Here is a 25554-nt window from a genome sequence, read left to right as displayed (position 1 = left end):
AATTTTTAACAGTTATGTCCGGAGGAAATTAATGTCAAAAAAAGTGAATGTTGGTCTCATCGGATACGGAACCGTGGGGAAGGGAACGGCCGAAATACTTGTTCATAACAAACAGGATATTTTCGAGAAAACGGGTATCGATATCACCCTTAAGACGGTTGCAGATCTTAAAATTGACAAAACGAGACTGGACGAAACGCTTTCACTTTGCGAAACGGTAACAAACAACGCTGACGACATCATAAATGACCCTGAGATAGACATTGTTCTCGAACTTGTGGGCGGATACGGATTTGCCAAGGAAATAATCCTGAAAGCTCTGAAGGCAAAAAAGAACGTTGTGACAGCCAACAAGGCGCTTCTTGCCCTGCACGGCGCAGAAATATTCAAAGCCGCACAGGACAACGGTGTGACTATCGGTTTCGAAGGAGCTGTCGGCGGCGGAATACCGCTTATCGGCGTTCTTAAAGAAGACCTTGTGGGTAACAACATCAAGGAGATTTTCGGCATCATCAACGGAACCGCAAACTACATCCTGTCTTCAATGGAAGCCGAAGGCAAAGAGTTTTCAGAAGCTCTGAAAGCCGCTCAGGAGAAGGGATATGCAGAGGCCGATCCGACTTTCGATATCGAAGGTATCGATGCGGCGCATAAGATAGCCATACTTGCGTCTATCGGCTTTAAAACGCTGATACCTTTTGATAAAGTATACATTGAAGGTATCTCTAATATCAAAAAAGTCGATATTGAGTTCGCCAAAAGGCTGAACTGCAAAATAAAACTTCTGGCCATAGCCAAGAAACTGGATGACTGCATAGAGGTGCGTGTGCACCCCACGATGCTGCCCAACGCCGAGATGATGGCTCAGGTCAGCGGTGTGTTCAACGCCGTTGAGTTTGTGGGCGATAACGTTGACAAGACCATGTATTATGGCAGAGGAGCCGGCGGCAAGCCCACAGGTTCCGCTGTAACGGCAGACGTTGTTTCAATAGCAAGGGATATAGTCGGAGGCTGCACCGAGCGTGTGCCTGTTCTGGGCTTTGCGAAAGAGTATGATTATTACTGCCCCATCAGAAACATAAAGGATGTTAAATCCAAATTTTACCTGCGTTTCTCTGTTCTGGACGAACCCGGCACTCTGGCAAAGATTGCGGGAATCCTCGGCAAATACAATATTAGTATTTCTCAGGCAATACAGCCGGACAACAGAGCACCGGGCGAAGTTGTTACAATGGTGTTTATGACCCATAAGACCATTGCAAACAACATCATGAATGCCATAGAGGAGATCGACGCATCAGACTGCGTAAGCGACAAAACAGTTGCGATCAGAGTTAAGGAGCTTGTGTAAATGAAATTTGTTGTACTGCTCACCGACGGGATGAGCGACCATAAGATAGACGAACTTGGCGGCAAAACAATAATGCAGGCCGCCAGCAAACCCAACATGGATATGATGACGAAAGAGGGTGTCGGCGGATTCATAAAGTCCACTCCTGACGGATACTACCCCGGCAGCGACATCTGCAACCTTTCGCTTATGGGTTATGACCCCACAGTTTACTACTCAGGCAGAAGCCCCCTTGAGGCCGGAAGCCAGGGTATCGAACTGGGAAAGAACGACATGGCCTTCCGCTGCAACCTTGTTACACTGGACGGCAAAGTAATGGACGACTTCTCCGCGCACCATATTGACGGTGACGTTGCGAAAGCCTGTGTTGCCGAGCTTGACAGCATATTCCGCAGCGAAGGCGCCGAGTTTTATTCCGGCGTCGGCTACCGGAACCTTATGGTAATGCGCAACGTAGATTTCGAGCTTCAGACCACACCCCCGCATGATATCATGGGACAGGAGTGGGAGCAGTATCTGCCCAAAGGAAAAGGGGCGGACAAACTGCTCAGCATAATGGAGCGTGCGAAAAAAGTCTTTGAAGGCGGCAAATATTCCAGAGCTAACAGCATATGGTTCTGGGGAGAGGGTAGAAAGCCCGCAATGCCCGCATTTAAAGAACTTTACGGACTTGACGGAGCCGTTGTTGCCGCAGTTGACCTCATCAGAGGCATAGGCAGGTTCGGCGGACTGGAGATTATTAACGTTCCGGGAGCAACCGGATTCATAGACACCAATTTTGAGGGCAAAGCTGAATACGCATTGAAATCTCTCGAAAAAAATGATTATGTATTCATACATGTGGAAGCCCCTGATGAAGCAGGACATATGGGCAGTATAAGTGAAAAAATTAAAGCTGTGGAAAACATAGACAGCCGACTGCTCCCCATTCTGCTTGACGGATTGAAAAAATTCGGGGATTTCAGAATTCTCGTCTCACCCGATCACCCCACACCCGTAAAACGCCGCACACACGTTGCGGAACCCGTTCCTGCAATAATCTACGGAACAGGGGTGAAAGCCGATGAGAACACCACCTATGACGAATTTATGAAACCCACGTTTTTTATAGAAAACGGTTACCGGATCGCAGAATTTTTTCTGAAAAGTCCCGTTATCAACGGTTGACGGCTTAAAGGAGGACTTAGTGGGCATAGTAGTTATGAAGTTCGGCGGAACCAGCGTCGGCTCCATCGAACGTATCAAGAATGTCGCAAGAATTATTGCGAAAAAAAGAGATCAGGGACACGATGTCGCCTGTGTCGTTTCAGCCATGTCAGGCGAAACGGACAGACTCATCAACCTCCTGAAAGAGATCGACCCCAAGTTCAGCCCCAGAGAATATGACCAACTGGTGTCCACAGGAGAGCAGGCAAGCTCCCCCCTTGTGGCTCAGTCGCTTATCTCAATGGGCTACCCTGCTGTTTCTCTCACGGGCATCCAGATCGGCATGATCACAAACGGAGTGCACTCCAACAGCCGCATTATGGATGTTAAGGCTGACAGGATCAAAGAAGAATTTAAAAAAGGAAACATCTGCATTATTGCAGGCTTTCAGGGTATCTTCCCCGAATCCGGCGACATAACAACGCTGGGCAGGGGTGGTTCAGACACGTCCGCCGTGGCTGTTGCCGCCGCACTGAAAGCTAATGTTTGCGAGATATATACGGACGTTGACGGTGTTTACACCGCCGACCCCAGAATTGTTAAACATGCCAAAAAACTCGAAAAGATATCCTATGACGAAATGCTGGAACTGGCGTCTCTGGGCGCAAAGGTTCTCCAGTCCCGAAGCGTTGAGCTTGGCATGAACCACAACGTTGACATCATGGTTCTTTCATCACTAGAGGATAAACCCGGAACATTAGTTACTAAGGAGGACTCAGATATGGAGCAGGTTGTTGTAACCGGCGTTGTTTCAGACAAAAATCAGGCTAAGATTACCATTGCGGCTGTTCCGGACAATCCCGGCATCGCTTCTAAAATATTTACTAAAATCGCTTCAAGCAATATCAACGTTGACGTTATCGTTCAGAACGTAGGCAAGGACGGAAACACCGATATGTCCTTCACAGTGCAGAAAACAGACCTTCTGCGTGCAACCGACGTATGCAACGAAATCGTTAAAGAGATAGGTGCCAAGGGGGTTCTGGCTGATGAGAACATCGCCAAAGTATCTATTGTGGGCGTGGGTATGAGAAGCCACACCGGCGTAGCGGCGAAGATGTTCTCTCTGCTTGCTGAGAACAACATCAACATAAAGATGATAACCACCAGCGAAATAAAAGTTTCATGCGTTGTCGAGGAGAAGTTCTCCGAGCTCGCAGTCAGAATACTGCACGAGGCTTTTGTTGAAGCGTAATCTTTAAAAGGTAAATTTATGTCTAAAAAGATAGAGATATACGACACCACGCTGAGAGACGGCACTCAGTCGGAGGACGTAAACTTTACGATAGCTGATAAAGTTAAAATAGCCGAGACACTTTGCGATTTCGGCATAAGATACATCGAAGGCGGCTGGCCAGGCTCCAACCCCAGAGATATCGGCTTTTTCCGTGAAGTTAAAAAATCATCAGTTCCCATAGACCACGTTGCGGCGTTCGGCAGCACCAGACGTGCGAAAAGAACCTGCGATAACGATGAAAATATACAGGCGCTCCTTGAGGCGGAAGTTCCCAACCTTACCATATTCGGCAAGACATGGGATCTCCACGTTACAGAGGCGCTCAAGATTGAGCTGGAGCACAACCTTGAGATAATCAACGACTCCATAGCTTATCTTAAATCGAAGGTGGACAGAGCCTTTTATGATGCGGAGCACTTTTTCGACGGCTTCAAAGCCAACAAGGAATATGCCCTTAAAACCATAAAAGCCGCTATGGACGCCAAAGCCGACTGCATTATCCTCTGCGATACCAACGGCGGAACAATGCCTCTGGAAATTGCTGAGATAATTCAGGAAGTTAAAAAGCTTACGGGGGACTATCCCCTCGGAATACACTGCCACAACGACAGCGACTGTGCGGTTGCAAACTCCGTTGTTGCGGTCGTTAACGGGATAGTGCAGGTTCAGGGAACCATAAACGGATACGGCGAAAGATGCGGAAACGCAAACATCTGCTCTGTTATTCCCAACCTTCAGCTGAAATACGGATACGAATGCGTCCCTGCCGACAAACTCAGCAGACTGCGCAGCGTTTCCAGATATATCAACGAGCTGGGCAACCTTAAGCACAATATCCACCAGCCCTATGTCGGACGCTCTGCGTTCGCACACAAGGGCGGGGTACACGTCAGCGCAATCCTTAAGAACGCAAGAACTTACGAGCATATCGAGCCGGAACTAGTCGGCAACAAACAGAGGGTGCTTCTGTCCGACCTTTCAGGCAAGTCCAACCTTGTTTACAAGGCGAAAGACTTCGGTCTGGATATCGACAGCAACGATCCGAAGGTGAATTCTGTGGTCGACAGGCTGAAAGAGCTTGAAAACAAAGGATTCCAGTACGAGGGTGCAGAGGCGTCGTTCGAACTGCTTATGAGAAAGACCATGGGAACTTTCACTCCCTTTTTCGACTCAATAAGCTACAGAGTTATAGACGAAAAGCGCAGCAACTCCGACAACCCCATGGCGGAAGCCACCGTTATGATTATAGTCGGTGAAGAACAGGAGCACACAGCGGCATCCGGCAACGGCCCCGTGAACGCTCTGGACAGGGCAGTCCGCAAGGCTCTGGCAAAGTTCTATCCCCGCATAGCCGACATGGAACTGGTGGACTACAAAGTTCGCATTCTGTCGTCAGGGGAGGGCACGGAGTCTGTTACCCGTGTTCTTATCGAATCCAAGGATAAGGACTCAACCTGGGGAACAGTGGGCGTCGCCGCAAACATCGTCGATGCATCATATCAGGCTCTTATGGACTCCATTGAGTATAAGCTCCTGAAGGACAAAGAACGGACAAATTAAACCACAGGATTTTCCCGATCCGGTATGGTTATTTAAAATTGTAAAGCCGTTTCCGAAAGGGGGCGGCTTTTTTCATATCGGCTTTTACATACAAAAACAATTCCAGTCACTGCGAGCGCAGCGTGGCAGTTTTCCATGTTCGGATAGCCGGATGTTCAGGATTGCTTCAACCGTTAGCCTACGTCACTCTATTTGACGATTTAAGAATTTTCGTAAACTTAGCGGGTGGGATTGCCACACCTGCTTACACAGGTTCGCAATGACGCAAAACATTGGTCACTCTATTCGGCAATTACCACAAGTTGACTCATACAGCCTTCGGCTAGTGAGGCACCGCCGAAGAGTCTCACCTCATCCCATGCAGAACTACCAGTTTTGACTGTTCATAGTAAGAAACATTATGCTTTAATTATTATTCACGAAACAAAAAATAATCTTATATTTTTTATATAATTTATGTTGAAATAAATCTAAATAGCGTTATAATACAAATACCAAACAGACTATTGCCCGGTTATTTCTATGCTTTATCCCTCCTCCCCCCTTAAAGCATGTAACCGGGATTTTTTTTGTCATTTTATCCAACCGTTTTCAAAAGCAAGCTGAAGTGCCCGCCTGATGCTGAACTCAACCGTTTTGTGGCAGCTGTTGTATTTTCCTATTCCGAAGATCTTTGCAGATTTTGCAGTTATCACCCGACAGCACGCACTTGAAAACTCCATTCTAAAATCGTCATGCAGTCGTTTTGAAGCAGTTTTAAGCTGTTGAATTGATTCGTCATTTTTAAGCCTGCCGCCAAGTGTGCTGAGAACGAAAACAGCACCTGCCAGTGCACCGCAGATGCAGCCGGAACCGCTGACACCTTCAACGAATGCTGACATACCTCTCTTTGCATCGTCTGAGAAAGTCTTGTCCGAGTTATTTTCGAAAGCAAGCAGAACCGCCTCGGAACAGGAATATCCGCTTTTAAAAAGTGAAACCGCCTCTTCAGCGGCTTTATTAAGCTGTTCATCTGTCATATTCTTATCCTCTGATGGATTTTGAGCATATCGGTAACATTTTTGTCAATATCTTTGTTGCTTCCATATGATTATTTGTATATTGTTATGAATCATACGGTGATCTATGGTTAAATTTTTTATTATACTATTAATGGCTCTGCCGTTCGGCTTTTCATATGCCGACACGAACAAATTTATCGATGCATGCGGAAGGGAAGTGCTGATTCCTGAAGAGTTGACAAGACTTTCAGCGGTTGGTCCTGCTTCGTCGGCACTGGCGGAATACACCGACTATGCCTATTGGCTGGTGACCAGAGACATTCCGGCATCAATAGACAAGACACGAAAAACATGTTCCTGCGCCTATCCGGATAACTACGATATCCTTGCGCCGGTTTTCAGATCATATCTCAGTTTTACTCCCGATTATCAGGCTATCAACGATGCGAAACCGGAACTAATCATAACAACCGGACTTAATAACAGGCAGGTGGAGAAACTGGCATCCTCCGTGAACAGCACCGTTGCGGCTCTGAACTGTTCCGAAACCGGATATCTGAACTATGAAAGCATAATGCAGTCGCTTCGTCTGGCTGGTGTTGTTTTTGACGACCGGAAAAACATGCAGGATATCGCAAACTTTATGGCCAGAACCCGCAAAGAGCTGATAGACAGAACAAGGGATACTGAAAAGAAGAGGGTGTTCATACTGTCGCAGCAGTACAAAGATCTGAAAGACGGCTATACGGTTGAAAAATGCTATATCTATCTCAGATATATGAATCAGAGATGCATCGGTTCCAGCACAACTGCCCAGACATCGTATCTGGACATAACATTCAAAGAACTGGCGGAACATCAGCCTGAATACATTTTTGTTGAATACACCATGCTGGAAAGGCTGAAACAGGACTATGCGGCTAATAAAGAGCTTTTCAGAAGTCTTCCGGCGGTGAAGAACGGAAAGGTTTTCACAATCTTGCCTTACAACAGATACTCCGCCCGCTATGAAAACCTGCTGATAAACTCCTATTACATAGGAACGGCAATGTATCCGGATCTTTTCGGAGCTGAGAACATAACCACACGTGCGGACGATATTTCAAGGGAGTTCACAGGCTCTGGGTTCTTTGAAAACGTTCCCCAGACCATTCCTGTTTTTAAAAATCTGATATTTTCCGAGAAGGGGATAACGATAAAAAAATAACCGCCGAACCCGTTTGAAGTCCGGCGGTATATCTTTGTTATTTTGTGGGAAATTCGAAAACAACCCTGCCGCTTTTGATGGTGTAGAGAGCCGCTCCTTTAAGGGTTTTGCCGATGTAGGGTGTGTTCACCGATTTCGACCGGTTCAGTTCCATATCAAAAACATACTCAAGATCGGGATCAACTATGGCTATATCCGCAAGTTTGCCCACCGCAATCTCGCCTCTGTCGTTCTTTTTAATAAGTTTTGCAGGGGTGTATGATGTCAGCCTGACGAATGCGGGCATATCTATCACACCTTTTTCAACCAGAGCCAGCGACAGCGGAAGCATGGTCTGGATTCCTGTCATACCGAAAGGAGCGAGGTCGAACTCCTGCGCTTTTTCGTCACGGGAGTGGGGCGCATGGTCGGTCACTATGCAGTCGATGTCGCCGTTTCTAAGGCCTTCTATCATAGCGTCGACGTCCTCCTGCGCACGGAGCGGAGGATTCATCTTGCAGTTTGTGTCATAGCCCAGAAGCTCTTTATCGGTAAGGGTGAAGTGGTGGGGCGTAACCTCACATGTTACGTTATATCCCATAGACTTACCCCATTTGATAAGCTCCAGAGTGCCTTTTGAGCTGATGTGACAGATGTGGACGTGTGCGCCTGTAAGTTTTGACATAAGAATGTCACGGGCGACCATAACCTCTTCGGACTCGGAAGGGATGCCTCTGAGACCGGTGATTGCGGAAACCTCGCCTTCATGGATCACACCTGCACCTGCGAGGCTTTTGTCTTCGGCGTGGCTTATAACGAATGAGCCGAACTGAGCTGCATACTCGGCGGCACGGCGGAAGACCTCTGCGCTGCAAACGGGTTTTCCGTCGTCGGAGAAGCCTATGGCTCCGCCTTCAACCATATCGCCCATTTCCGTAAGCTCTTCGCCTTCCATACCTTTTGTCATTGCGCCGATGGGGAAGATATCAATGAGTCCGTCCTCTTTGGCCTTCTTTATCATGTATTCGGTTATGATCCTGTTATCGTTCACTGGTTTTGTGTTTGCCATGGGACAGGCGGCCGTAACACCGCCCGCAACAGCGGCTTTGGCTCCGGAGGTTATATCCTCTTTATACTCAAGTCCGGGGTCACGGAAGTGAACATGGAGGTCTATCAGACCGGGAACAGCATATTTTCCTTTGCAGTCTATGACCTTGTCCGCTTTTTCATCTGCGGATGCGGTAACGGAGGCGATGATTTCGCCGTCTATGAGGATGTTGCCCTCGGTGATCTTGTCGTGGTTTACAATCTTGCAGTTCTTAAGAAGCGTTTTCATCCATTCCTCCCTTGTTGTTGCCGATACCTAATATGTAGAGCGCAGCCATACGCACGGCCACACCGTTTGATACCTGTCTGAGAACGCCCGACTGATCGCCGTCGGCAACGTTGCTCATAAGCTCAACCCCTCTGTTTATGGGGCCGGGATGCATCACGAGGGCATCCGGTTTTGCCAGAGTCAGCTTGTCTTTTGTCAGACCGAAATATTTAGCATATTCTTTTGTAGAGGGTATCAGCAGTTTGCCCTGACGCTCCCTCTGGATGCGGAGCATAATGATAACGTCCGCACCTTCGACCGCTTCGTGCATGGATTTGCACACACGGCAGCCGAAAACCTCCGAGTGTTTGGGAATCATTGTTGTGGGACCGAAGAGGCGCACATTTACGCCCAGTTTAGTCATAGCCCACACATCGGACCGAGCCACTCTGGAGTGGGTAATATCGCCTATGATGGCAACTTCAAGGCCTTCCAGCCTGCCTTTGCTCTGGCGGATGGTCAGCATGTCCAGAAGTGCCTGAGTTGGGTGCTCGTTCAGTCCGTCTCCGGCATTTATGACCTTCGCATCAGTATGTTCGGCTATGAATTTTACCGAGCCTGAATAGGCATGGCGCACCACGAATATGTCAGAGTGCATGGATTCCATATTTTTTACTGTATCTATAAGGGTTTCGCCCTTTGTGGTACTGCTTGAGGACGAAGTGAAATTTATTGTGTCCGCCGAGAGCCTCTTGCCCGCAATCTCGAAAGAGGTTCTGGTTCTTGTTGATGGTTCGAAGAAAAGGTTTATAACCGTTTTCCCTTTCAGCGTAGGCACTTTTTTAACATCACGTTCGTTAATTTCAGTGAACTGCTGCGCTGTGTCCAGAAGATATAATATCTCTTCTTTGCTCAGATCCTTCATCCCCAAAAGGTCTTTTCTTTTGTAAGCCATTGTTGGACTCCTTTATGTTCTAGGCTTTTTTATTTATTGTAATACAATCAGTTCCGCCATCTTCCTCAAGTTTCACATCAACCAGTTCACTGCGTGATGTGGGCACTGTTTTTCCGGTGAAATCAGGCTGAATGGGTAGTTCTCTGTGGCCTCTGTCGATAAATGCCGCCAGAAGGATCTTTTTCGGTCTTCCAAGGTCAATCAGGGCATCCAGAGCGGCTCTTGTGGTTCTTCCGGTGTAGATCACATCGTCCACCAGCACTATATTCTGCCCTGTGACATCGAAATTAAGCTCAGTGCTGTGCAGAACGGGATAGTCGTGGATGCTGCTCAGGTCGTCTCTGTAGAGAGTGATGTCCAGATATCCAAGCCGGATGTTCTTAACACCCTCTCTGGCCAGAATATCTGCCATGCGCTTTGCCAGAGTGGCACCGCCTTTGCGGATTCCCACCAGACAGAAGCCTTCTTCGCCCCTGACCGCCTCAAGAATCTGAAACACCATCCTGTTAAGGGTTCTGGCCATTTCATCCTTGTTCATTATTTCCTTTGCGGACATTTCTCAACCTCCGTTTATTCAAAAAAAAAGCCTTTTAACCGCTCCATGCGGCTAAAAGGCCTGCCAATTACAAATGTGTGTGTAAAATGTTAATTCGCTCTCTCATCATTCACCCTTGAGATAATAGCCTCCCGCATTTTGAATTGTCAATGAATTTTCTTGAAAAAAATCTGTCAGTTCTATAAAGTATTCAATAAATAAAGAATTTGAGAGGTAGCCATGACATTTCATAAATTAGTTCTTGCTCTTGCGGTTTCGGCCTTTATGTGGGGCTGTTTTCCCGCCCCTCTGATATTCGCAGGTGCCGCCGGCGGCGCTGTTTACTCAACCACCAACGACACAATGACCGACACTTTCGTTATGTCCAAAGAGCAGGCGTTTGAGGTCATGATCGGCATTCTGAACAAAGAGGATGCAAAGATAAACGTTTCCAGCATTGCCGACGGAAAAATTGAGGCGAAAACCGCCACATCCGCAATCTATGTGCGAATTGAACCGTTCAATGCCGAAAGCATTAAAATGTCTATCAACGCTAAGAAGAACATAGAGCTTATACCCGATAAAGATACCGCTGTGAGAATATACAGACTGTTCATCAAGGAAACCATAAAATGATAAGAAAAGCCGTGATGGCTGATGCCAAGAATATTCAGGAACTTGTGAACACCCACGCAAAGGTGGGGCTTATGCTCCCTGTGAGCATAAACGAAATATACGAAAAGATTCTTGAGTTCGTTGTATGGGACGAGGGTGGAGAGATCCTCGGCTGCTGCGCAATGCACCCCACATGGGAGAATCTGGCGGAGATCCGCTCTGTTGCTGTCAGCCAGTTCAGCACCAAGAAGGGAATCGGGACGGCTGTTGTAGAAAGCGCAATGCAGATGGCCAGAGAAGTGGGCATCACCGATGCGTTCCTTTTGACCTATCAGCCAGGATTTTTCGGAAAACTCGGCTTCACCGAGATAGAAAAAGAGAATCTCCCGAAAAAGATATGGTCGGACTGCCTTAAATGTGCTAAGTTTCCCGACTGCGACGAAATTGCAATGAAACGGAAGTTATGAGTAATGATATAAAAAGGGTTCTGGAGAGGTATCGGGATACATACGAAAACATCACGGTGACCGCTTCCGAATCTGTTTCAAAATCTGTCCTTTTAAACGGCAAAACCGTTGAAAGCATCGATATAGGCTCGGAATCGGGCATGGTTATCCGTGCATTCAGAGACGGAAGGGTCGTTTCAATGAGCGCCGACGGTTTAAATGCCGAAACGGTTGATAATTTTCTCAAAAACCATGAAACTGTTATAAACGTCATGCCGAAGGACGACCACATCAGGCCGTTTAAACCGGAAGACGTTGATAACTTTATTCAGAATGACGGCGGGTTCGAATCACTCACCACAGGCCGCATGGCCGAAATGGCTCTGGAGGCGGTTGAAACTGCGCTGGCTTCCGACATCCGCGTTAAAACGGTGAACCAGTCGGTTATATCTGCGGTGAAAGAATCCACCCGAATAATCACGCCGTTCACGGATGATCTTTATTCCGAGAAAACATACTATTCTTCATACACATACCTTGTGGCATCCCACAAAGGCGAGCAGGACGGGGCGGGATATTCCGACAGCTGTTCGCTGAACCACCTTGAACACATCAGGGCGGCAGAGGATGCTTCAATCGCCGCATGTGCTCTTCTGGGCGGAAAAAGACTGAAGACCGGAAAATACGGAGTGCTTTTCGCTCCTAACGTAACTGCGGATTTCCTCAGCATAATCCTTGAGCTGGTAAACGCCGACAACGTGTACAAGAACATAAGCGTTCTGGGCGACAGTCTGGGAAAAAACGCCGCATCGGAAGCGTTCACCCTGTTTGACGACCCGCACATGAAGGGCGGCACAGGATCCTGCAACTTTGACGATGAGGGACTGCGCACAGGCATAACACCCATATTCACAGAGGGCGTTCTGGACACCTTCATGCACAACAGCTACACCTCATCGGCACTGGGAATGCGCAACACCGCACACGCCAGAGCGGGCAGGGGCGGCAGCATGGGAATAGGTGCCTCAAACCTTATTCTGAAAGCCAGCACCGACAAAATGCCTTATGAATTTATGAATGAATATGTTAAAGTCACCGATGTCATGGGAATGCACACGGCAGACACCGTCAGCGGTGATTTTTCCGTAGGCATATCCGGACTTCTCATAAAAAACGGCAGAACGGTTCATCCTTTCCGTGAGGCTGTGCTTTCCGGCAACCTGAAAGACCTGCTTAAAAGCCTTGTGGGCGTTTTTGAAGACCACAGAACATTCGGGGGCATAACGGCATCCTCGGCACTTTTCGATAAAATGACTGTCAGCGGAGAATAAACTTATATGATGATCGACGAACTTGTAAGCGAAGCGGAAAAACTGAACAAAGAGGTTGCAAGCTTCGCAACTGCCATGAACGAGGACGAACTCAGAAAGAAGATAGCAAAGATAGATGAAATGTCCATGAACGATCCTGAGTTCTGGACCAAGAAAGAGTCCAAGCTCGTTCTGAAAGAACAGTCTGTGCTTAAGAAAAAACTTGAATCATGGGAAGAGCTTCTGACATTGAAAGATGATACTGAGGTTCTTTTCGAGCTTATAAAAGAGGGCGAGGAGGGGCTTGATTCCGATGTTGAGGACGCAGTTAAGGCGTTCGGCAAGAAAGTCCGTGAGTTCGAGCTTCAGCTTGTTCTCAGCGGCCCCAACGACTCCAACAACGCAATCATAACCATCAACTCAGGAGCAGGCGGAACAGAGGCCAGCGACTGGGCATCCATGCTCTATCGCATGTATATCCGCTTTGCAGAGACCAGAGGATACAAATACGAGATAATGGACTACATGGAGGGTGACGAAGCGGGAATCAAAAACGCCGTCATCAACATAAAAGGCGCATTCTGCTACGGCTACCTGAAAGGCGAGACAGGCGTTCACAGACTTGTGCGCATATCCCCCTTCGACTCCGCAAACAGAAGGCACACGTCATTTGCGGCTGTCTTCGTTATGCCTGAGATAGAGGATGACATCGAAATCGAGATAAGCGAATCCGACCTGCAGATAGACACCTATCGTGCGGGCGGAGCAGGCGGACAGCACATCAACACAACAGACTCCGCCGTACGGATCACCCACGCTCCCACAGGAATCGTGGTCACATGTCAGTCCGAACGCAGCCAGCACAAGAACAAGGCTCACGCCATGAAGATCCTTAAATCCAGACTCTATGAATATGAACTGGAAAAAAAGAATGAAGAGAAACAGAAACTGGAAAGCACCAAGACCGATATCGGCTGGGGCAACCAGATCAGATCATATGTTATGCACCCATACAAAATGGTGAAAGACCTGCGTACCCGCCACGAAACAGGCAATGTGGACTCTGTGATGGACGGAAACCTCGATGCTTTCATCCGTGCGTATCTGTTACATAACGCAGGGATTGAGTATGACAAAGACTAAGATTAAATCACTAAGACCAACTTACGCCGAAATCGACCTTAAGGCATTCGGACACAACATTGAACAGGCCAGAGAGAAGGCCGGAACGGACATTATAGCCATCGTTAAAGCCGACGGCTACGGACACGGGGCGATGAAACTCGCCGCATACGCTTATGAAAAGCACAGGGTTAAAAAATTCGGCGTAGCCACTATCCTTGAGGGGATGATCCTGCGTGAATATCTCGGCTCGGAGCCTATGATTTTCATTCTGGGATACGTTGACGGCGATTTTTTTGACGATGTGCTCGAGTACAACCTTGTGCTCACCATGGTGGACGAAAAGTTCGCCTCCGCATTCAACAGGTTTCTCGGCAAAATGAACCGCACAGCCTATGTGTCTGTCAAGATTGACACAGGGATGAACAGGCTCGGCTTTTCGCCGGAAATGCCTTTCAGCGATTTTCTTGCGAAATATGAAAATCTCAGACCCATCCATGTGATGAGTCACCTGTCGTCGTCGGATTCGGATGTGGATTACTCTAACGAACAAATCCGTATTTTCGACACATATATCGTTAACAACGGAATCACCTGCAACACCAGCCTTTTCAACTCTTCGGGCGTTTCCGGATTTAACAATAAATTTTCACTGGTCAGACCGGGTTTAATGCTTTACGGCTACCTTTACGGTGAAAATAATGTTACACTCAGAAAAGTCATGAGCATCCATTCGAAAGTTGTTCATGTCAAACAGATAAGAAAGGGCGAATCGATAAGCTATAACAGGCGGTTCTTCGCTCAGGCAGATATGACATACGGCGTTGTTCCAATTGGCTATGCCGACGGTTATCAGCGCAGTTTTTCAAACGTCAGCCACATGCTTGTTAACGGCGTCAAATGCCCTGTGGTGGGCTCTGTGTGCATGGATATGACCATGATAGACCTTTCAGGGGTTGACACCAACTCAGAGATGCACGTCGAAATTCTGGGCGAAAACATCACCGCCGACATGTGGGCGGACTGGGCAGGAACCATATCATATGAAATGCTTTGCGGCATTTCTGACAGGATACCGAGAATATATCTTGGCTAAGGGGCTGAATGGATAAATTTTTCAGTTTTTTCGGAAGACCGCTTGTAAGTGTTGTTGAGGTTTCGGGGCATATGGCCCTTTTGTTTTACACTACGATTAAACTTATGTTTAAGAAACCTTTCCGCACAAAACTCCTCATCAAGCAGATGGAGTTCATCGGCGTAAATTCCATGTCCGTAATAATCCTGACAGGAAGCTTTACGGGGATGGTGTTTGCGTTTCAGAGTTATATCGGCTTCCATAAATTCGGTGCGGAACAGCTTGTGGGCACAGTTGTTGCCCTTGCAATGGCCAGAGAACTGGGACCGGTGCTTTCGGCCATTATGGTCGCCGCCCGTGCAGGCTCGGCCATTACAGCCGAGATAGGCACAATGAAGGTCACGGAACAGGTCGATGCGCTGAACGCTATGGCGGTTGATCCCGTACACTACCTTTTCGTACCGAGGATTCTCGCCGGAATAATCGTCATGCCTATGCTGAACGCAATAACAGTTCTTTGCGGTGTAATAGGCGGCTACTTGGTTAGCATAAAAGTTCTTGGAATAAACAAAACGCTTTATCTTGATTATATGTACACTTACATAGAGTTTGATGACTTCATGAACGGGATGATCAAATCCGTTGTTTTCGGAGCCATAGTTACTCTGGTGGGATGCTACAAAGGATTTATGACCCGTGGCGGAGCGGAAGGGGTCGGCAGGGCAACAACGGAATCAGTGGTTATGGCCTGCGTGCTTATTCTTGTTTTTGACTATATACTTACAGCGTTTATGTTCTAGGGTGGAAAATGGAATACGCAATAGAATGTATCGACCTGCATAAAAGTTTCGGCTCCCACAAGATCCACAAAGGCATCGACTTTAAGATAGTCAAGGGAGCCATAACATACATAATAGGTCCTTCCGGAACGGGTAAATCCGTCCTGCTAAAGCAAATATGCGGGCTTATGCCGCCGACCAGAGGAAAGGTTCTGGTGAACGGTCAGGATATCACCGTTATGAGCCAGAACGAGCTTGTGCAGATGCGCAAAAAATTCGGTATACTTTTTCAGAACGCCGCACTGTTCGACTCTATGAACGTATACGAGAACGTGGCTTTCCCCCTTGTTGAGCATACCAAACTGCCAAAAGAGGAGATTGACAAAATCGTTGCTGAAAAGCTCCGTCTGGTGGGCTTGAGGGACGTTGAAAAGAAACTCCCCTCCGAACTTTCAGGCGGTATGAAAAAGAGGGTGGGGCTTGCCCGTGCAATAGCCCTTGAGCCGGAAATAATGCTTTACGATGAACCGACTACAGGTCTTGACCCCATCATGTGCGATGTGGTGGACAACCTGATAAACGATACTCAGAAACAACTGGGAATAACCTCAGTTGTTATCTCCCACGACATAGAGAGTACGCTGAAAATTGCGGACTACATCGCTATGCTCTATGACGGAAAGGTCGTGCTTTACGGCCCGACAGAAGTTTTCAAAACCACTGATAACCCTTATGTGAAGCAGTTCTTCTCCGCTTCAAAAGAAGGGCCGATCAAAATAATGTAGCGGAGATTGTTTTATGAAAATGGGACTTGAGGCTAAAGTAGGATTATTTGTGGTGGGCTGTCTGCTGCTTATAGGTGCCATGTCGATGAAACTGGTGGATTTTTCTTTCACCAAAAGCAGCGGCGTGCACATTAAAGCCATTGTCGATGACGCTTCCGGCCTGACTAAGGACGCAGGAGTTATTTTCAGCGGCGTTGAAGTAGGCAAGGTGAAGGATATCACTCTGGAGAACGGAAAGGCCGTTGTAGACATGCTTCTCGATCCTCAGTATACACTGCCTTCAAACCTTGTGCTTGCTGTACGCTCGAAAGGATTTCTGGGTGAGAAATATGCCGAACTGAAAGTTGCAGGCGGCAAAGCGGAAGGAGTCATTTCAAACGGAGCAACAATAGCCTCCGAATCCGCAGGAACTGATTTCGACCAGCTCAGCAACAAGATAGGCGATATTGCGGACGACATTAAAGCTATCACATCCTCGCTCCGCAAAGTCCTTGCGACCAACGAAGCACAGGACAACATGGCCACAACCATTTCAAACATCAGAGACATCACTGATGCGGTGAACTCTATAGTCAAAAACAACGAAAACCGTGTTAATGCAATAATGTACAACGTTGACAGGCTGACAGAACAGCTTGCCGATGTCACAACTGCAAACGCACAGAACATAAACCAGATAATCGCTAACATAAACGCCATCACAAAGGACATGAGAGCCGAGACTCCGGCCATTGCAAAAAACCTTTCAAACATAACAGGTGACGTTAACGAGATAGTCAGCGGCAACAAAGACGATATCTCCAATACCATCAAAACTATGAACAGGGTCACAGAGAAGCTTGAGAAGACTGTGGACAACATAAACGGAATCTCAGGCAAGATAAACGAAGGCAAAGGAACCATAGGCAAACTGGTTAACGATGAAACCACAGTGGACAACCTGAACGGTGCTCTTGTGGGTCTGAAAGACACTCTGGGCAAGCTTAACGAGTTCAAGGTAGACCTTGCTTTCTTCGCAGAAAGATACGGCCAGACAGACGAAGGCAAAGGCCACGCAACAATAAAGATAACACCTAGCAAAGAGAGATACTACCTTCTTGGACTTTCCAGCCATCCTGATGGTCTGGAGAAAAAGACTATCACAAATGAAGTTGTAACATACCCTAACGGAGAAGATGGCGGTACTGATGGTGACTATGTAAGAAACACTGTCACCAAAAAACGCACACCCGGTGCTATGACATTCACAGCTATGTATGCCAACAGATTCTGGGACAACTACTTCTTCCGTGTGGGTCTGAAAGAGTCCGAGGCGGGAGTGGGTATCGACTATCACCCTTTGAAGGATGAGGATAAGCTGGTGCTCTCTGCCGACCTGTTCGACTTCCCCAACAAAGACGAAGACAGAAAAGCCCACGCAAAGGCAACGGCTAAATATGTATTCTATAAAAACCTTTTCATGCAGGCAGGTTACGACAACTTCCTCAACAAAGACGATAAGTCATGGTTTGTGGGCGGCGGCGTTCAGTTCCGTGACGACGACCTGAAATATCTGCTCGGCAAAGTGCCGCTTCCTAACTGATGATAAAGCTGAAACTGGGCATTTCTACATGCCCCAACGATACTTACATCTTCGGAGCCATGATAAAGGGACTGGTTGAACACAGATTCGATCTGGACGTTTATATGGACGATGTTCAGGTGCTCAACAAACTTGCCATTGATGGCAGGGCGGACTTTATAAAAGTGTCATACGGCGTTGTGCCCCATGTTATGGACAGATATAAGGTGTTGAAGGCCGGCGGCGCACTCGGATTCGGCTGCGGCCCCCTTGTGGTCTCTGCGGAAGATGTGCCTGTTGAATCTCTCCGTGGCAATAAGATAGCCATTCCAGGCGTAAATACCAGCGCATTCAGGTTTTTCAAAATGTTCTTCGGAGAGGATTTTGAGTTTGTCGAACTCCGCTTCGACCTCATTATGCCTGCAATAGCCGCAAAACAGGTGGCCGCAGGGGTTATAATCCACGAAGGCAGATTTATCTATGAACAGCAGGGGCTTAAGAAACTCTGCGATCTCGGCGAACTGTACGAGAAAAAATTCAGCTCCCCCATACCTCTTGGCGCCATAATAATCCGCAATGAGCTTCTGGAGTATGCCGCCGAGATAACTGAGACCATCAGGAAATCCATCAGGTTTGCAGACGAAAATTATGAAAAAATAGAGGATTTTGTCAGATTCCACGCTCAGGAGTTGGATGACTCCGTCGTAAAAAATCATATACAACTGTACGTTAACAAATATTCAAAGGACGTTGAACCTGCCATCGACGGTTTATGCTCCTTTTTAGGAGCGGACAGGTCTGTATTTGTTTGATTGCGGACTGAAAAAGAATCTGCTAAACATATACTATGAAAAAGATTGAACTGCTTCTCGGCATCAGCGATATAATCCTTAACTCTGACGACACGAACACAACTCTGTCCAACATTGCGGCATATGTTAAGGATGCCATCGGCAGTGACGTCTGCTCAATCTATCTCAAAAACGGCAGAAGACTGGCACTTGCGGCCACAGAAGGCCTCAGCGAGAACGCAGTCGGCAGCATTTCCCTCGGTTTTGATGAAGGTCTGACAGGGCTTACATTCTCTGAAAACAGGTACACCTTCATCAGAAATGCAAAAAACCACGAAAAATTCCATTACTTTCCCGGCATAAACGAAGAACCTTATCAGACATTTATCGGAGTTCCGCTTAAAAGCAGGGAACACGAATTCGGAGTTCTGGTATTCCAGTTCCGCAAAAACAAAATCAACACCGACACCCTGCAGAAACTGCTGACGGCAGTTGCGGCGCAGGTTTCGGGACTCGTTCTGCGCCATTATCTCTTTCAGCAGGACGAATCTGAAAAACTGGACTATTCCGAACGGACTGAAAAGGGTATCCCGCTATCAAGCGGCATAGCCATGGGTGAACCTGTCATGGTTCTCTCGAAGCTGGTTGAAAAGACACACGACAACATATCTCCTGAAGAGGAACTGATCGAATTCAAGAATGCAGTCGAAAAAACCACAAACGACCTTAAAGAACTGATAAACAAAATGGAAGTCAGCAGTCAGGAGATTGCGTCAGGCATATTTGAAACCCACCTGATGATGCTGAACGACATTTCCTTCAAAAGAGATATAGAAACCCACATAGCCGAGCGCAGAAAAAGTGCTTCTTTCAGCGTCCGCCACGTTGCTGATAAATATATCCGCAGATTCCGCTCCATAAACGACACCTACCTGAAAGAACGTGCGCAGGATATAGAGGATATAGCCACAAGGCTTCTGGAGCATCTGGGAGCAGTCAGCAAGGAGACCAATCTCACTGATAACAGTGTGATTTTTGCCAACAGGCTGACACCGGGAGAAACTGCAACCCTTGACCTTGAAAGGGTGAGCGGGTTTGTGACGGAGAAGGACGGCGTAACCAGTCACACGGCAATTCTGGCAAAAAGCCGGAAGATTCCAGCTGTTACCGGAATAACCAATATTCATCATAAACTTGAGTCGGCTCAATCTGTAATCGTCGACGGCTACGATGGCGTGGTCATCTTCAACCCGTCGCAGGAAACCATTGAAAAATATAAAACAAAAATGACCGCCAAGCATACCCAGCCGGAAGGAAGGGATATTGCATGTCAGCTTGTGCCGCTGAAAGACGGCTCAATGGTGCATTTCTATGCAAACATTTCCAGCGTCCTTGATTCTGAAAAGGCAGGCCAGTTCTGCGCAGAGGGAATAGGGCTGGTGCGCACGGAAATTTTCTATCTGCGTCAGGATGTTCCGTTCACGATAGAAAACCAGATAGAGATTTACAGAGAGATAATGAGGGCGTTCACCGACAAGCATGTGGTGTTCCGCCTGCTTGATATCGGTTCGGACAAAAAGTCCGCATATGAAGCGGATGAGGACAACCCCGCTCTGGGCAACAGAGGCGTAAGGCTTCTGCTCACAGACTATAAACACATGCTGGACGATCAGCTCAAAGCACTTATAACACTGCATAAAACATACCCTAATATAAAGATTCTGGTTCCGTTCATTGCGGACGTTGAAGAGTTTTTCAAGGTAAAGAACAGAGCAAAAGAGATAGCCGCAGAGCTTGAGCTCCCTCTGCCTGATTTCGGCGTTATGCTGGAAATCCCGTCTGTTATCTATCAGATAGAGCAGATGGAGGGTGAATGTTCATTCTTCAGCATCGGAACAAACGACATGTTCCAGTATTTCTTCGCTCTGGACAGGGGCAACCCCATGGTCAGTTCACTTTACAAGCTCGATAATCCGGCATTCCTGAGCCTTCTGCGCCGTATTCTCGAACGTGCGAAGAGCATAAACACTCCGGTGGAAATATGCGGCGAAATGGCGGCCGACCCGGAGATCCTCGTAAAACTTATTGAAATAGGCTACAGAGACTTCAGCGTCAGCCCATATGCAATAAGCGAGCTTAAGCACCATCTTCTTAATACGGTAATAAATACTTGACAGAATTACATCTTTCTATCTATCTGATACTATATTGCCTTCTGCATAGCCTTCTGGCCGAAAAAAAACTCATGGGCAGGCTCTACGACAACTGGTGGTTCAGATTTTTTTATGTCTGCCAATCGCTTATCCTTCTGATACCTGTAGGGTTCATCTATTCGGGAATAGACCATAAACCATTTTTCACGCCCATGTTCATTTCCCGGATAATTCTATGGATGATAACTTTTTACGGAATAGGGTTCGGCATTATTGCGGCAAAGTCATACGATAACATGTTTTTCTTAGGGATTTCACAGATAAAGGCTCACCTCAGAGGTGAAAAACTGCCCGTTCAGCCGAAAAAACTCAAAACCGAAGGTGCCTTAGCCGTTGTCAGACACCCTTACTACACAGCGGCACTGCTCATCATCTGGTCAAGACCTATGAACCGCACCGATCTTATCATAAACCTGATTCTGACGGCTTATTTTATTCTGGGATATAAGAACGAGGAGCGAAAACTCATTGAAGAGTTCGGACAGGAATATGTGGACTACAAAAAGAGGGTTCCGGCTCTGATACCCCGTTTCGGGGCGAAAAATGCAAAATAACGCATGCATAGTTTTCCTGAAATATCCTGAAGCAGGAAGGGTGAAAACCCGTCTTGGCAGCCGGATAGGCATGGAAAAAGCCGCCGAAATCTACAAAAAGCTCGCTGAAACCACCGTCAAAAACTGTAAGAGCGATAAATACGCCCTTTTTCTGGCAATTGAACCGTTCGAAATGAGGCTTGAGTTTGAAAAATGGCTCGGAAAATACGATTTCATCCCCCAGAAAAGCTCAGACCTCGGTGAAAGGATGAAAAGCGCCATGGAATATGCATTTAAAGGCGGATTTCAGAAATGCGTCATAGCGGGCAGTGATATACCATTGCTGAATAAAAATATAATTGAAAACGGATTGGCAGAACTTGACAGTTCTGATGCTGTTTTCGGAAAAGCGAAAGACGGCGGTTACTACCTTGTGGGCATGTCTGCGGAATCAAAAGAATATTCAATATTTACCAATATGATATGGAGCACAGACTCGGTACTGGAAATCTCACTGAAACGTCTTGGTGATGCAGGAAAAAGCTGTCAGCTGCTTCAAACTCTTGCAGACATCGACACAGAGGAAGACCTCAAAGCTTTCGGAGCCGGCTATGCTTAAAAAATCTGTACTTCTGATAATGGTCGTTTTCTGCATAATTCTGCTCAGAAACAGCCCTTACGCAGACATCATCACATTCGATTATCTTAAAACCCATGCTGACGAGCTGAAATACTATGTGCACGGGCACTATGCCGCATCAGTCCTGATGTATCTGGCGGGATATTTCGTTTTCACAGCCTTTGCTCTGCCGGGAGCAATCGTTCTGAGTCTCTTCGGAGGTTATGTTTTCGGTGTTGCGGCAGGTCTGCCCATGGCGATATGCGCATCCACAGCAGGAGCGTCTGCGGCGTTTTTTATGTCGAGATACCTGTTCGGCGGCTATATCCAGAGCAAATATGCCGTTCAGCTGGACTATTTCAACAAGGAACTTTCCGCAAACGGCCATCTCTATATGCTGACACTCAGACTGATCCCGATTTTTCCGTTTTTTCTAATCAACATATTGGCAGGGCTGACAAAAATACCATTCAGAACCTTCCTCTGGACAACAGCCGCAGGTATGTTTCCGGCAGGATTTGTAATATTTCTGGCAGGCAGCAGGTTAAGTGAGATAAATTCTCCTGGAGATATCTTCTCACAAAAGATGCTCATTGTTCTTGTGCTGTTCGGCGCTCTTGCATTGCTCCCCGTCATTTATAATAAAATCAGGTCAAAAAAGTGAAAATTTCGGTCATAATTCCGGTCTTTAACGAGCAAAATACCATCGATGAAACGATAAACCGGATTTCTGCCCACGAAATAATAGTATCAGATTGCAATAATGCTACTAATGACGCAATAACAGCTCAAAATATCATCAAAATCACATCAAAACAGGGCAGAAGCGCACAAATGAACTCTGGTGCAAAATATGCAACCGGAGACGTTCTGCTGTTTCTCCATGCTGACACAGTTTTACCCGAAAACTGGCACTCATTAATTGAAAACGCTCTGAAAAATGCCGACTACGGAGCATTCTCCCTGGGAATTGACAACAAAAGGCCTATATATCGTATTATAGAGGCTCTTGTGAACCTGCGGACACGGATAACACGCATTCCATACGGCGATCAGGCCATTTTCATGAAAAAAGAGCACTTCAAAGGCTATGAAGACTATCCGCTGTTTGAAGATTTCAGACTGATGCAGGATGCCAAAAGAGCCGGATTACGGTTCGCTTTGATAAAAGATAGGGTAAAAACCTCCGCAAGACGATGGGAGAAAGAGGGAGTTATGCATACAACCATCAGAAATTGGCTGATAACAATCAGATATCTCACAGGAACCCATCCTGACGAGCTTAAAAGATATTACGGTGACGGAAGATGAAAGAACTTTATCTGATAGCCGCAATGACAAAGGACAGAGTTATCGGTTCCGATGGAAAAATGCCATGGCATATTCCTCAGGATCTTAAGATGTTCAGGAAGATAACCACAGGAAATATAGTCGTCATGGGAAGAAAAACCTATGAATCCATCGGAAAGCCGCTGCCGGAAAGGGAGAATATAGTCCTGTCTCACACACCGGTTGAAGGGGTTACAGTCTGCGGATCAATTCTGGAAGCTGTGAGAATAGGGGAGCTGTCTGATAAAAAGCTGTTTTTCATTGGCGGGGCAGAGGTTTACGGTCAGGTGATAAATATAGTGTCACACATGCTTATCTCATGGATCAACGGCAGCCACAAAGGTGACAGCTATTTTCCCGAAATAGATTTTTCAGAGTGGCACGAAGCGGATAAAGCATATTACGACGACTTCACAATGGTTCACTACACCCGTCGGCAAAGTTCCTCATACAGCCTGATATAGGCTGACACCATCGCCGTTTCAGAAAACTTCAACGCCGTATGAAATCCGTTGTTGGAGTATTTTTTCAGCATTTCTGAATCGTCATAAAGCTCGTTCAGGCTCTCTGAAAGCGCTTCAGCATCCTTGACAGGTACAAGAATACCGTTGAAACCGGGCTTTACAAGCTCAGGTATCCCGCCCGTGTCGGAAGCGATCACGGGAAGCATCATGAACATTGCATCGATGATGGACGTGCAAAGCCCCTCCGAGAGAGAGGGCATGCAGAATATATCGAAAAGTGCCATGTGTTCGTACACATCATCCGTGTGTCCTGTAAAAATAATACTGTCCGCATAAGGAGTTGCCTGCGCATAGGCTTTCATTTCATCAGCCTGAGGCCCGCCGCCCACAAGCACAAGGACAGCATCTTCCGCCTCCGCCCTGAACTTTACAAAGGCGTCTATCAGCGTCTGGTGGCCTTTCATAGGCGATATGTTTGCGACGTTTCCTATCACAAATCTGCCCTGAAGGCCGTATTTCTCCCTTAACTCGCTGCGCATCCGGTAGTTGATGCTTTTCGGAAATCTGACTCCGCTGTGAACCAGACTTATCTTGGCCGCAGGTATGCCGTCACCGATGAGTGCGTCTTTAACAGCCTGAGAGATGGCCGCAATCCTGTCCACCTGAGAATTGTTGTATTTTTTTCTGCTGAAATATCCCTTGTTTATGGAAAAAGCCACACGTCTGGTGTTTATGAGCTTAAAACCGCCTGTCATAAGCTTCGCAAACACAGCAGGGGTGAGCGAATGGGCATCGTGGGTGTGTATTATATCAGGTTTTTCTTTGCGTATGATAGCTTTAAGGCCACTTATGAAGCTGATGTCGGCTTCGCCTTTAAACTTCAGGGCAACTGTTGCAGGGAACCCTTTTTTAGGAAACTGTCCGTCTGCGTTACAGACCAGAATCGATTCGAAACCGCACTCCAGAAGCCCTTCGTGCAGGAACTGAACCTGCCTCTGTCCGCCTCTCCATTCTTTTCCTGTGTCAATATGAAGTATTTTCATCAGCCGACCATATATGTGCCTGTTCCGGCAGCAATAAGAGTATTTTCGTTGTTTTTAAGCTTGGTTCTGACCACAGAGACCTTATTACCCGTACGCATGGCCTCACCTGTGGCTATGAAAAACGTGCCTCTTCCGGGGCGGAGGTAGTCCACCCTCATGTCTATGGTTCCGAGTTTCTCGAACTTCTTCATGATATTCTCTTTCGGCTCGTCTGCCATCCGGCTTATGACACCCTCTACGGCGACAATGGCACCCATAATGTCAAGCAGGCTGGATATTACCCCGCCGTGGAGAATGCTCTGCATATAGTTGCCGATGCAGTGGGGCTGCATATCAAGCCTCAGATAGGGATTCTGAGCATCATCCAGAAGCACTTTCACCCCCAGAAAGTTGCTGAAAGGGGTGTTGGTTTCAAAAACTTCTTTCATGCATTCATAGATCTTTGTGTTCATAGCGCCATCTTACTTTCAAAAGACTGTTCTTGTCAAATATCCATCACTCTTATACAATAGGTTTTTACCGT

26 protein-coding genes are annotated in these 25554 nt (G+C 47.1%); 20 read left to right on the top strand and 6 right to left on the bottom strand.

What is annotated here, in order from left to right; all coding sequences use genetic code 11:
• Nucleotides 1–31 precede the first annotated feature (31 nt).
• The 4 genes from C8D98_RS08195 to cimA are packed head-to-tail and all read left to right on the top strand — an operon-like array spanning nucleotide 32 to nucleotide 5354.
• Nucleotides 32–1351 (top strand): homoserine dehydrogenase, encoded by a 1320-nt coding sequence (locus tag C8D98_RS08195; protein WP_132873647.1) that lies wholly within the window; start codon nucleotides 32–34, stop codon nucleotides 1349–1351.
• On the top strand, nucleotides 1352–2518 hold the full coding sequence (locus tag C8D98_RS08190) for a cofactor-independent phosphoglycerate mutase (protein ID WP_132873646.1): 1167 nt from the start codon (nucleotides 1352–1354) through the stop codon (nucleotides 2516–2518). It begins immediately after the preceding gene.
• A gap of 19 nt (nucleotides 2519–2537) precedes the next feature.
• A complete protein-coding gene (locus tag C8D98_RS08185; protein ID WP_132873645.1) occupies nucleotides 2538–3752 on the top strand; it encodes an aspartate kinase in 1215 nt (404 codons plus the stop codon).
• Nucleotides 3753–3770: 18 nt separating this feature from the next.
• Nucleotides 3771–5354 carry a citramalate synthase gene (cimA, locus tag C8D98_RS08180; RefSeq protein ID WP_132873644.1) on the top strand — a complete coding sequence of 528 codons (1584 nt, stop codon included), beginning with the start codon at nucleotides 3771–3773 and terminating at the stop codon, nucleotides 5352–5354.
• A 572-nt stretch (nucleotides 5355–5926) separates the two neighbouring features.
• On the opposite strand, the gene C8D98_RS08175 is transcribed toward cimA, so the two are convergent.
• Complete coding sequence (locus C8D98_RS08175; RefSeq protein WP_132873643.1) at nucleotides 5927–6373, bottom strand: C-GCAxxG-C-C family (seleno)protein; 447 nt, start codon at nucleotides 6371–6373, stop codon at nucleotides 5927–5929.
• 106 nt (nucleotides 6374–6479) lie between these two features.
• On the opposite strand from C8D98_RS08175, the gene C8D98_RS08170 reads away from it, so the two are divergent.
• Entirely contained in the window at nucleotides 6480–7562 is a 1083-nt protein-coding gene (locus tag C8D98_RS08170; RefSeq protein WP_132873642.1) for an ABC transporter substrate-binding protein, read from the top strand.
• A gap of 37 nt (nucleotides 7563–7599) precedes the next feature.
• Here C8D98_RS08170 and C8D98_RS08165 read toward each other — a convergent pair whose 3' ends face one another.
• The 3 genes from C8D98_RS08165 to pyrR are packed head-to-tail and all read right to left on the bottom strand — an operon-like array spanning nucleotide 7600 to nucleotide 10367.
• A complete protein-coding gene (locus C8D98_RS08165; RefSeq protein WP_132873641.1) occupies nucleotides 7600–8877 on the bottom strand; it encodes a dihydroorotase in 1278 nt (425 codons plus the stop codon).
• Complete coding sequence (locus C8D98_RS08160; RefSeq protein WP_132873640.1) at nucleotides 8861–9811, bottom strand: aspartate carbamoyltransferase catalytic subunit; 951 nt, start codon at nucleotides 9809–9811, stop codon at nucleotides 8861–8863. The genes C8D98_RS08165 and C8D98_RS08160 overlap by 17 nt, the downstream gene beginning before the upstream one ends.
• Before the next feature lie 19 nt (nucleotides 9812–9830).
• Complete coding sequence (gene pyrR / locus C8D98_RS08155; protein WP_132873639.1) at nucleotides 9831–10367, bottom strand: bifunctional pyr operon transcriptional regulator/uracil phosphoribosyltransferase PyrR; 537 nt, start codon at nucleotides 10365–10367, stop codon at nucleotides 9831–9833.
• A 219-nt stretch (nucleotides 10368–10586) separates the two neighbouring features.
• Here pyrR and C8D98_RS08150 point away from each other — a divergent pair, with 219 nt between their 5' ends.
• From C8D98_RS08150 to C8D98_RS08080, 15 genes are read left to right on the top strand one after another with little or no spacing between them, the layout of a single operon-like run.
• Nucleotides 10587–10982, top strand: a complete 396-nt coding sequence (locus C8D98_RS08150) for a lipocalin/fatty acid-binding family protein (protein ID WP_132873638.1) — start codon at nucleotides 10587–10589, stop codon at nucleotides 10980–10982.
• Nucleotides 10979–11428 (top strand): N-acetyltransferase, encoded by a 450-nt coding sequence (locus C8D98_RS08145; protein ID WP_132873637.1) that lies wholly within the window; start codon nucleotides 10979–10981, stop codon nucleotides 11426–11428. The genes C8D98_RS08150 and C8D98_RS08145 overlap by 4 nt, the downstream gene beginning before the upstream one ends.
• Entirely contained in the window at nucleotides 11425–12738 is a 1314-nt protein-coding gene (locus tag C8D98_RS08140) for a TldD/PmbA family protein (RefSeq protein WP_132873636.1), read from the top strand. The genes C8D98_RS08145 and C8D98_RS08140 overlap by 4 nt, the downstream gene beginning before the upstream one ends.
• Nucleotides 12739–12744: 6 nt before the next feature.
• Nucleotides 12745–13860 carry a peptide chain release factor 2 gene (gene prfB, locus C8D98_RS08135; RefSeq protein ID WP_132873635.1) on the top strand — a complete coding sequence of 372 codons (1116 nt, stop codon included), beginning with the start codon at nucleotides 12745–12747 and terminating at the stop codon, nucleotides 13858–13860.
• Nucleotides 13847–14935 (top strand): alanine racemase, encoded by a 1089-nt coding sequence (gene alr / locus C8D98_RS08130; protein ID WP_132873634.1) that lies wholly within the window; start codon nucleotides 13847–13849, stop codon nucleotides 14933–14935. Before prfB ends, alr begins: the two co-directional genes overlap by 14 nt.
• A gap of 8 nt (nucleotides 14936–14943) precedes the next feature.
• Complete coding sequence (locus C8D98_RS08125; RefSeq protein WP_132873633.1) at nucleotides 14944–15714, top strand: MlaE family ABC transporter permease; 771 nt, start codon at nucleotides 14944–14946, stop codon at nucleotides 15712–15714.
• An 8-nt stretch (nucleotides 15715–15722) separates the two neighbouring features.
• Nucleotides 15723–16478: an ABC transporter ATP-binding protein gene (locus C8D98_RS08120; protein ID WP_132873632.1), complete on the top strand. Its 756-nt coding sequence runs from the start codon at nucleotides 15723–15725 to the stop codon at nucleotides 16476–16478.
• A 13-nt stretch (nucleotides 16479–16491) separates the two neighbouring features.
• Complete coding sequence (locus C8D98_RS08115) at nucleotides 16492–18060, top strand: MlaD family protein (RefSeq protein WP_132873631.1); 1569 nt, start codon at nucleotides 16492–16494, stop codon at nucleotides 18058–18060.
• The gene (locus tag C8D98_RS08110; protein ID WP_243640940.1) at nucleotides 18060–18851 is read left to right on the top strand and encodes a 1,4-dihydroxy-6-naphtoate synthase; all 792 of its coding nucleotides are present in this window, start codon (nucleotides 18060–18062) and stop codon (nucleotides 18849–18851) included. Before C8D98_RS08115 ends, C8D98_RS08110 begins: the two co-directional genes overlap by 1 nt.
• A 35-nt stretch (nucleotides 18852–18886) precedes the next feature.
• Nucleotides 18887–21004 carry a phosphoenolpyruvate--protein phosphotransferase gene (gene ptsP, locus C8D98_RS08105; protein ID WP_132873630.1) on the top strand — a complete coding sequence of 706 codons (2118 nt, stop codon included), beginning with the start codon at nucleotides 18887–18889 and terminating at the stop codon, nucleotides 21002–21004.
• Nucleotides 21001–21597 (top strand): methyltransferase family protein, encoded by a 597-nt coding sequence (locus C8D98_RS08100; RefSeq protein WP_243640939.1) that lies wholly within the window; start codon nucleotides 21001–21003, stop codon nucleotides 21595–21597. Before ptsP ends, C8D98_RS08100 begins: the two co-directional genes overlap by 4 nt.
• Nucleotides 21587–22195, top strand: coding sequence for a TIGR04282 family arsenosugar biosynthesis glycosyltransferase (locus C8D98_RS08095; protein ID WP_132873629.1), 609 nt, complete (start codon nucleotides 21587–21589; stop codon nucleotides 22193–22195). The genes C8D98_RS08100 and C8D98_RS08095 overlap by 11 nt, the downstream gene beginning before the upstream one ends.
• Nucleotides 22188–22859 (top strand): TVP38/TMEM64 family protein, encoded by a 672-nt coding sequence (locus tag C8D98_RS08090; RefSeq protein WP_165871240.1) that lies wholly within the window; start codon nucleotides 22188–22190, stop codon nucleotides 22857–22859. The genes C8D98_RS08095 and C8D98_RS08090 overlap by 8 nt, the downstream gene beginning before the upstream one ends.
• Nucleotides 22856–23506, top strand: coding sequence for a TIGR04283 family arsenosugar biosynthesis glycosyltransferase (locus C8D98_RS08085; protein ID WP_132873627.1), 651 nt, complete (start codon nucleotides 22856–22858; stop codon nucleotides 23504–23506). The genes C8D98_RS08090 and C8D98_RS08085 overlap by 4 nt, the downstream gene beginning before the upstream one ends.
• Nucleotides 23503–23988 carry a dihydrofolate reductase gene (locus tag C8D98_RS08080; RefSeq protein WP_132873626.1) on the top strand — a complete coding sequence of 162 codons (486 nt, stop codon included), beginning with the start codon at nucleotides 23503–23505 and terminating at the stop codon, nucleotides 23986–23988. Before C8D98_RS08085 ends, C8D98_RS08080 begins: the two co-directional genes overlap by 4 nt.
• Here C8D98_RS08080 and C8D98_RS08075 read toward each other — a convergent pair.
• Both C8D98_RS08075 and C8D98_RS08070 read right to left on the bottom strand, forming a co-directional pair.
• The gene (locus tag C8D98_RS08075; RefSeq protein WP_132873625.1) at nucleotides 23949–25031 is read right to left on the bottom strand and encodes a glycosyltransferase family 4 protein; all 1083 of its coding nucleotides are present in this window, start codon (nucleotides 25029–25031) and stop codon (nucleotides 23949–23951) included. The genes C8D98_RS08080 and C8D98_RS08075 overlap by 40 nt on opposite strands.
• Nucleotides 25031–25483 (bottom strand): thioesterase family protein, encoded by a 453-nt coding sequence (locus C8D98_RS08070; protein ID WP_132873624.1) that lies wholly within the window; start codon nucleotides 25481–25483, stop codon nucleotides 25031–25033. Before C8D98_RS08070 ends, C8D98_RS08075 begins: the two co-directional genes overlap by 1 nt.
• Nucleotides 25484–25554 lie beyond the last annotated feature (71 nt).

The sequence above is a fragment of the Seleniivibrio woodruffii genome (genome assembly GCF_004339245.1).
In the GTDB taxonomy this organism is placed as follows: domain Bacteria; phylum Chrysiogenota; class Deferribacteres; order Deferribacterales; family Geovibrionaceae; genus Seleniivibrio; species Seleniivibrio woodruffii.
Note: the sequence above shows the minus strand (reverse complement) of the source record. Positions and strands in the feature narration are given on the sequence as shown.

Excerpts from the sequence above, each read along its gene's own strand:
- C8D98_RS08160 (WP_132873640.1), bottom strand. The coding sequence starts at position 9,811 with ATGGCTTACAAAAGAAAAGACCTTTTGGGGATGAAGGATCTGAGCAAA.
- C8D98_RS08190 (WP_132873646.1), top strand. The coding sequence starts at position 1,352 with ATGAAATTTGTTGTACTGCTCACCGACGGGATGAGCGACCATAAGATA.
- C8D98_RS08150 (WP_132873638.1), top strand. The coding sequence starts at position 10,587 with ATGACATTTCATAAATTAGTTCTTGCTCTTGCGGTTTCGGCCTTTATG.
- C8D98_RS08080 (WP_132873626.1), top strand. The coding sequence starts at position 23,503 with ATGAAAGAACTTTATCTGATAGCCGCAATGACAAAGGACAGAGTTATC.
- C8D98_RS08095 (WP_132873629.1), top strand. The coding sequence starts at position 21,587 with ATGCAAAATAACGCATGCATAGTTTTCCTGAAATATCCTGAAGCAGGA.
- C8D98_RS08175 (WP_132873643.1), bottom strand. The coding sequence starts at position 6,373 with ATGACAGATGAACAGCTTAATAAAGCCGCTGAAGAGGCGGTTTCACTT.
- C8D98_RS08140 (WP_132873636.1), top strand. The coding sequence starts at position 11,425 with ATGAGTAATGATATAAAAAGGGTTCTGGAGAGGTATCGGGATACATAC.
- C8D98_RS08110 (WP_243640940.1), top strand. The coding sequence starts at position 18,060 with ATGATAAAGCTGAAACTGGGCATTTCTACATGCCCCAACGATACTTAC.
- C8D98_RS08120 (WP_132873632.1), top strand. The coding sequence starts at position 15,723 with ATGGAATACGCAATAGAATGTATCGACCTGCATAAAAGTTTCGGCTCC.
- prfB (WP_132873635.1), top strand. The coding sequence starts at position 12,745 with ATGATGATCGACGAACTTGTAAGCGAAGCGGAAAAACTGAACAAAGAG.
- C8D98_RS08170 (WP_132873642.1), top strand. The coding sequence starts at position 6,480 with ATGGTTAAATTTTTTATTATACTATTAATGGCTCTGCCGTTCGGCTTT.
- C8D98_RS08115 (WP_132873631.1), top strand. The coding sequence starts at position 16,492 with ATGAAAATGGGACTTGAGGCTAAAGTAGGATTATTTGTGGTGGGCTGT.
- pyrR (WP_132873639.1), bottom strand. The coding sequence starts at position 10,367 with ATGTCCGCAAAGGAAATAATGAACAAGGATGAAATGGCCAGAACCCTT.
- C8D98_RS08195 (WP_132873647.1), top strand. The coding sequence starts at position 32 with ATGTCAAAAAAAGTGAATGTTGGTCTCATCGGATACGGAACCGTGGGG.
- C8D98_RS08070 (WP_132873624.1), bottom strand. The coding sequence starts at position 25,483 with ATGAACACAAAGATCTATGAATGCATGAAAGAAGTTTTTGAAACCAAC.
- C8D98_RS08125 (WP_132873633.1), top strand. The coding sequence starts at position 14,944 with ATGGATAAATTTTTCAGTTTTTTCGGAAGACCGCTTGTAAGTGTTGTT.
- ptsP (WP_132873630.1), top strand. The coding sequence starts at position 18,887 with ATGAAAAAGATTGAACTGCTTCTCGGCATCAGCGATATAATCCTTAAC.
- cimA (WP_132873644.1), top strand. The coding sequence starts at position 3,771 with ATGTCTAAAAAGATAGAGATATACGACACCACGCTGAGAGACGGCACT.
- C8D98_RS08090 (WP_165871240.1), top strand. The coding sequence starts at position 22,188 with ATGCTTAAAAAATCTGTACTTCTGATAATGGTCGTTTTCTGCATAATT.
- C8D98_RS08075 (WP_132873625.1), bottom strand. The coding sequence starts at position 25,031 with ATGAAAATACTTCATATTGACACAGGAAAAGAATGGAGAGGCGGACAG.
- C8D98_RS08145 (WP_132873637.1), top strand. The coding sequence starts at position 10,979 with ATGATAAGAAAAGCCGTGATGGCTGATGCCAAGAATATTCAGGAACTT.
- C8D98_RS08165 (WP_132873641.1), bottom strand. The coding sequence starts at position 8,877 with ATGAAAACGCTTCTTAAGAACTGCAAGATTGTAAACCACGACAAGATC.
- alr (WP_132873634.1), top strand. The coding sequence starts at position 13,847 with ATGACAAAGACTAAGATTAAATCACTAAGACCAACTTACGCCGAAATC.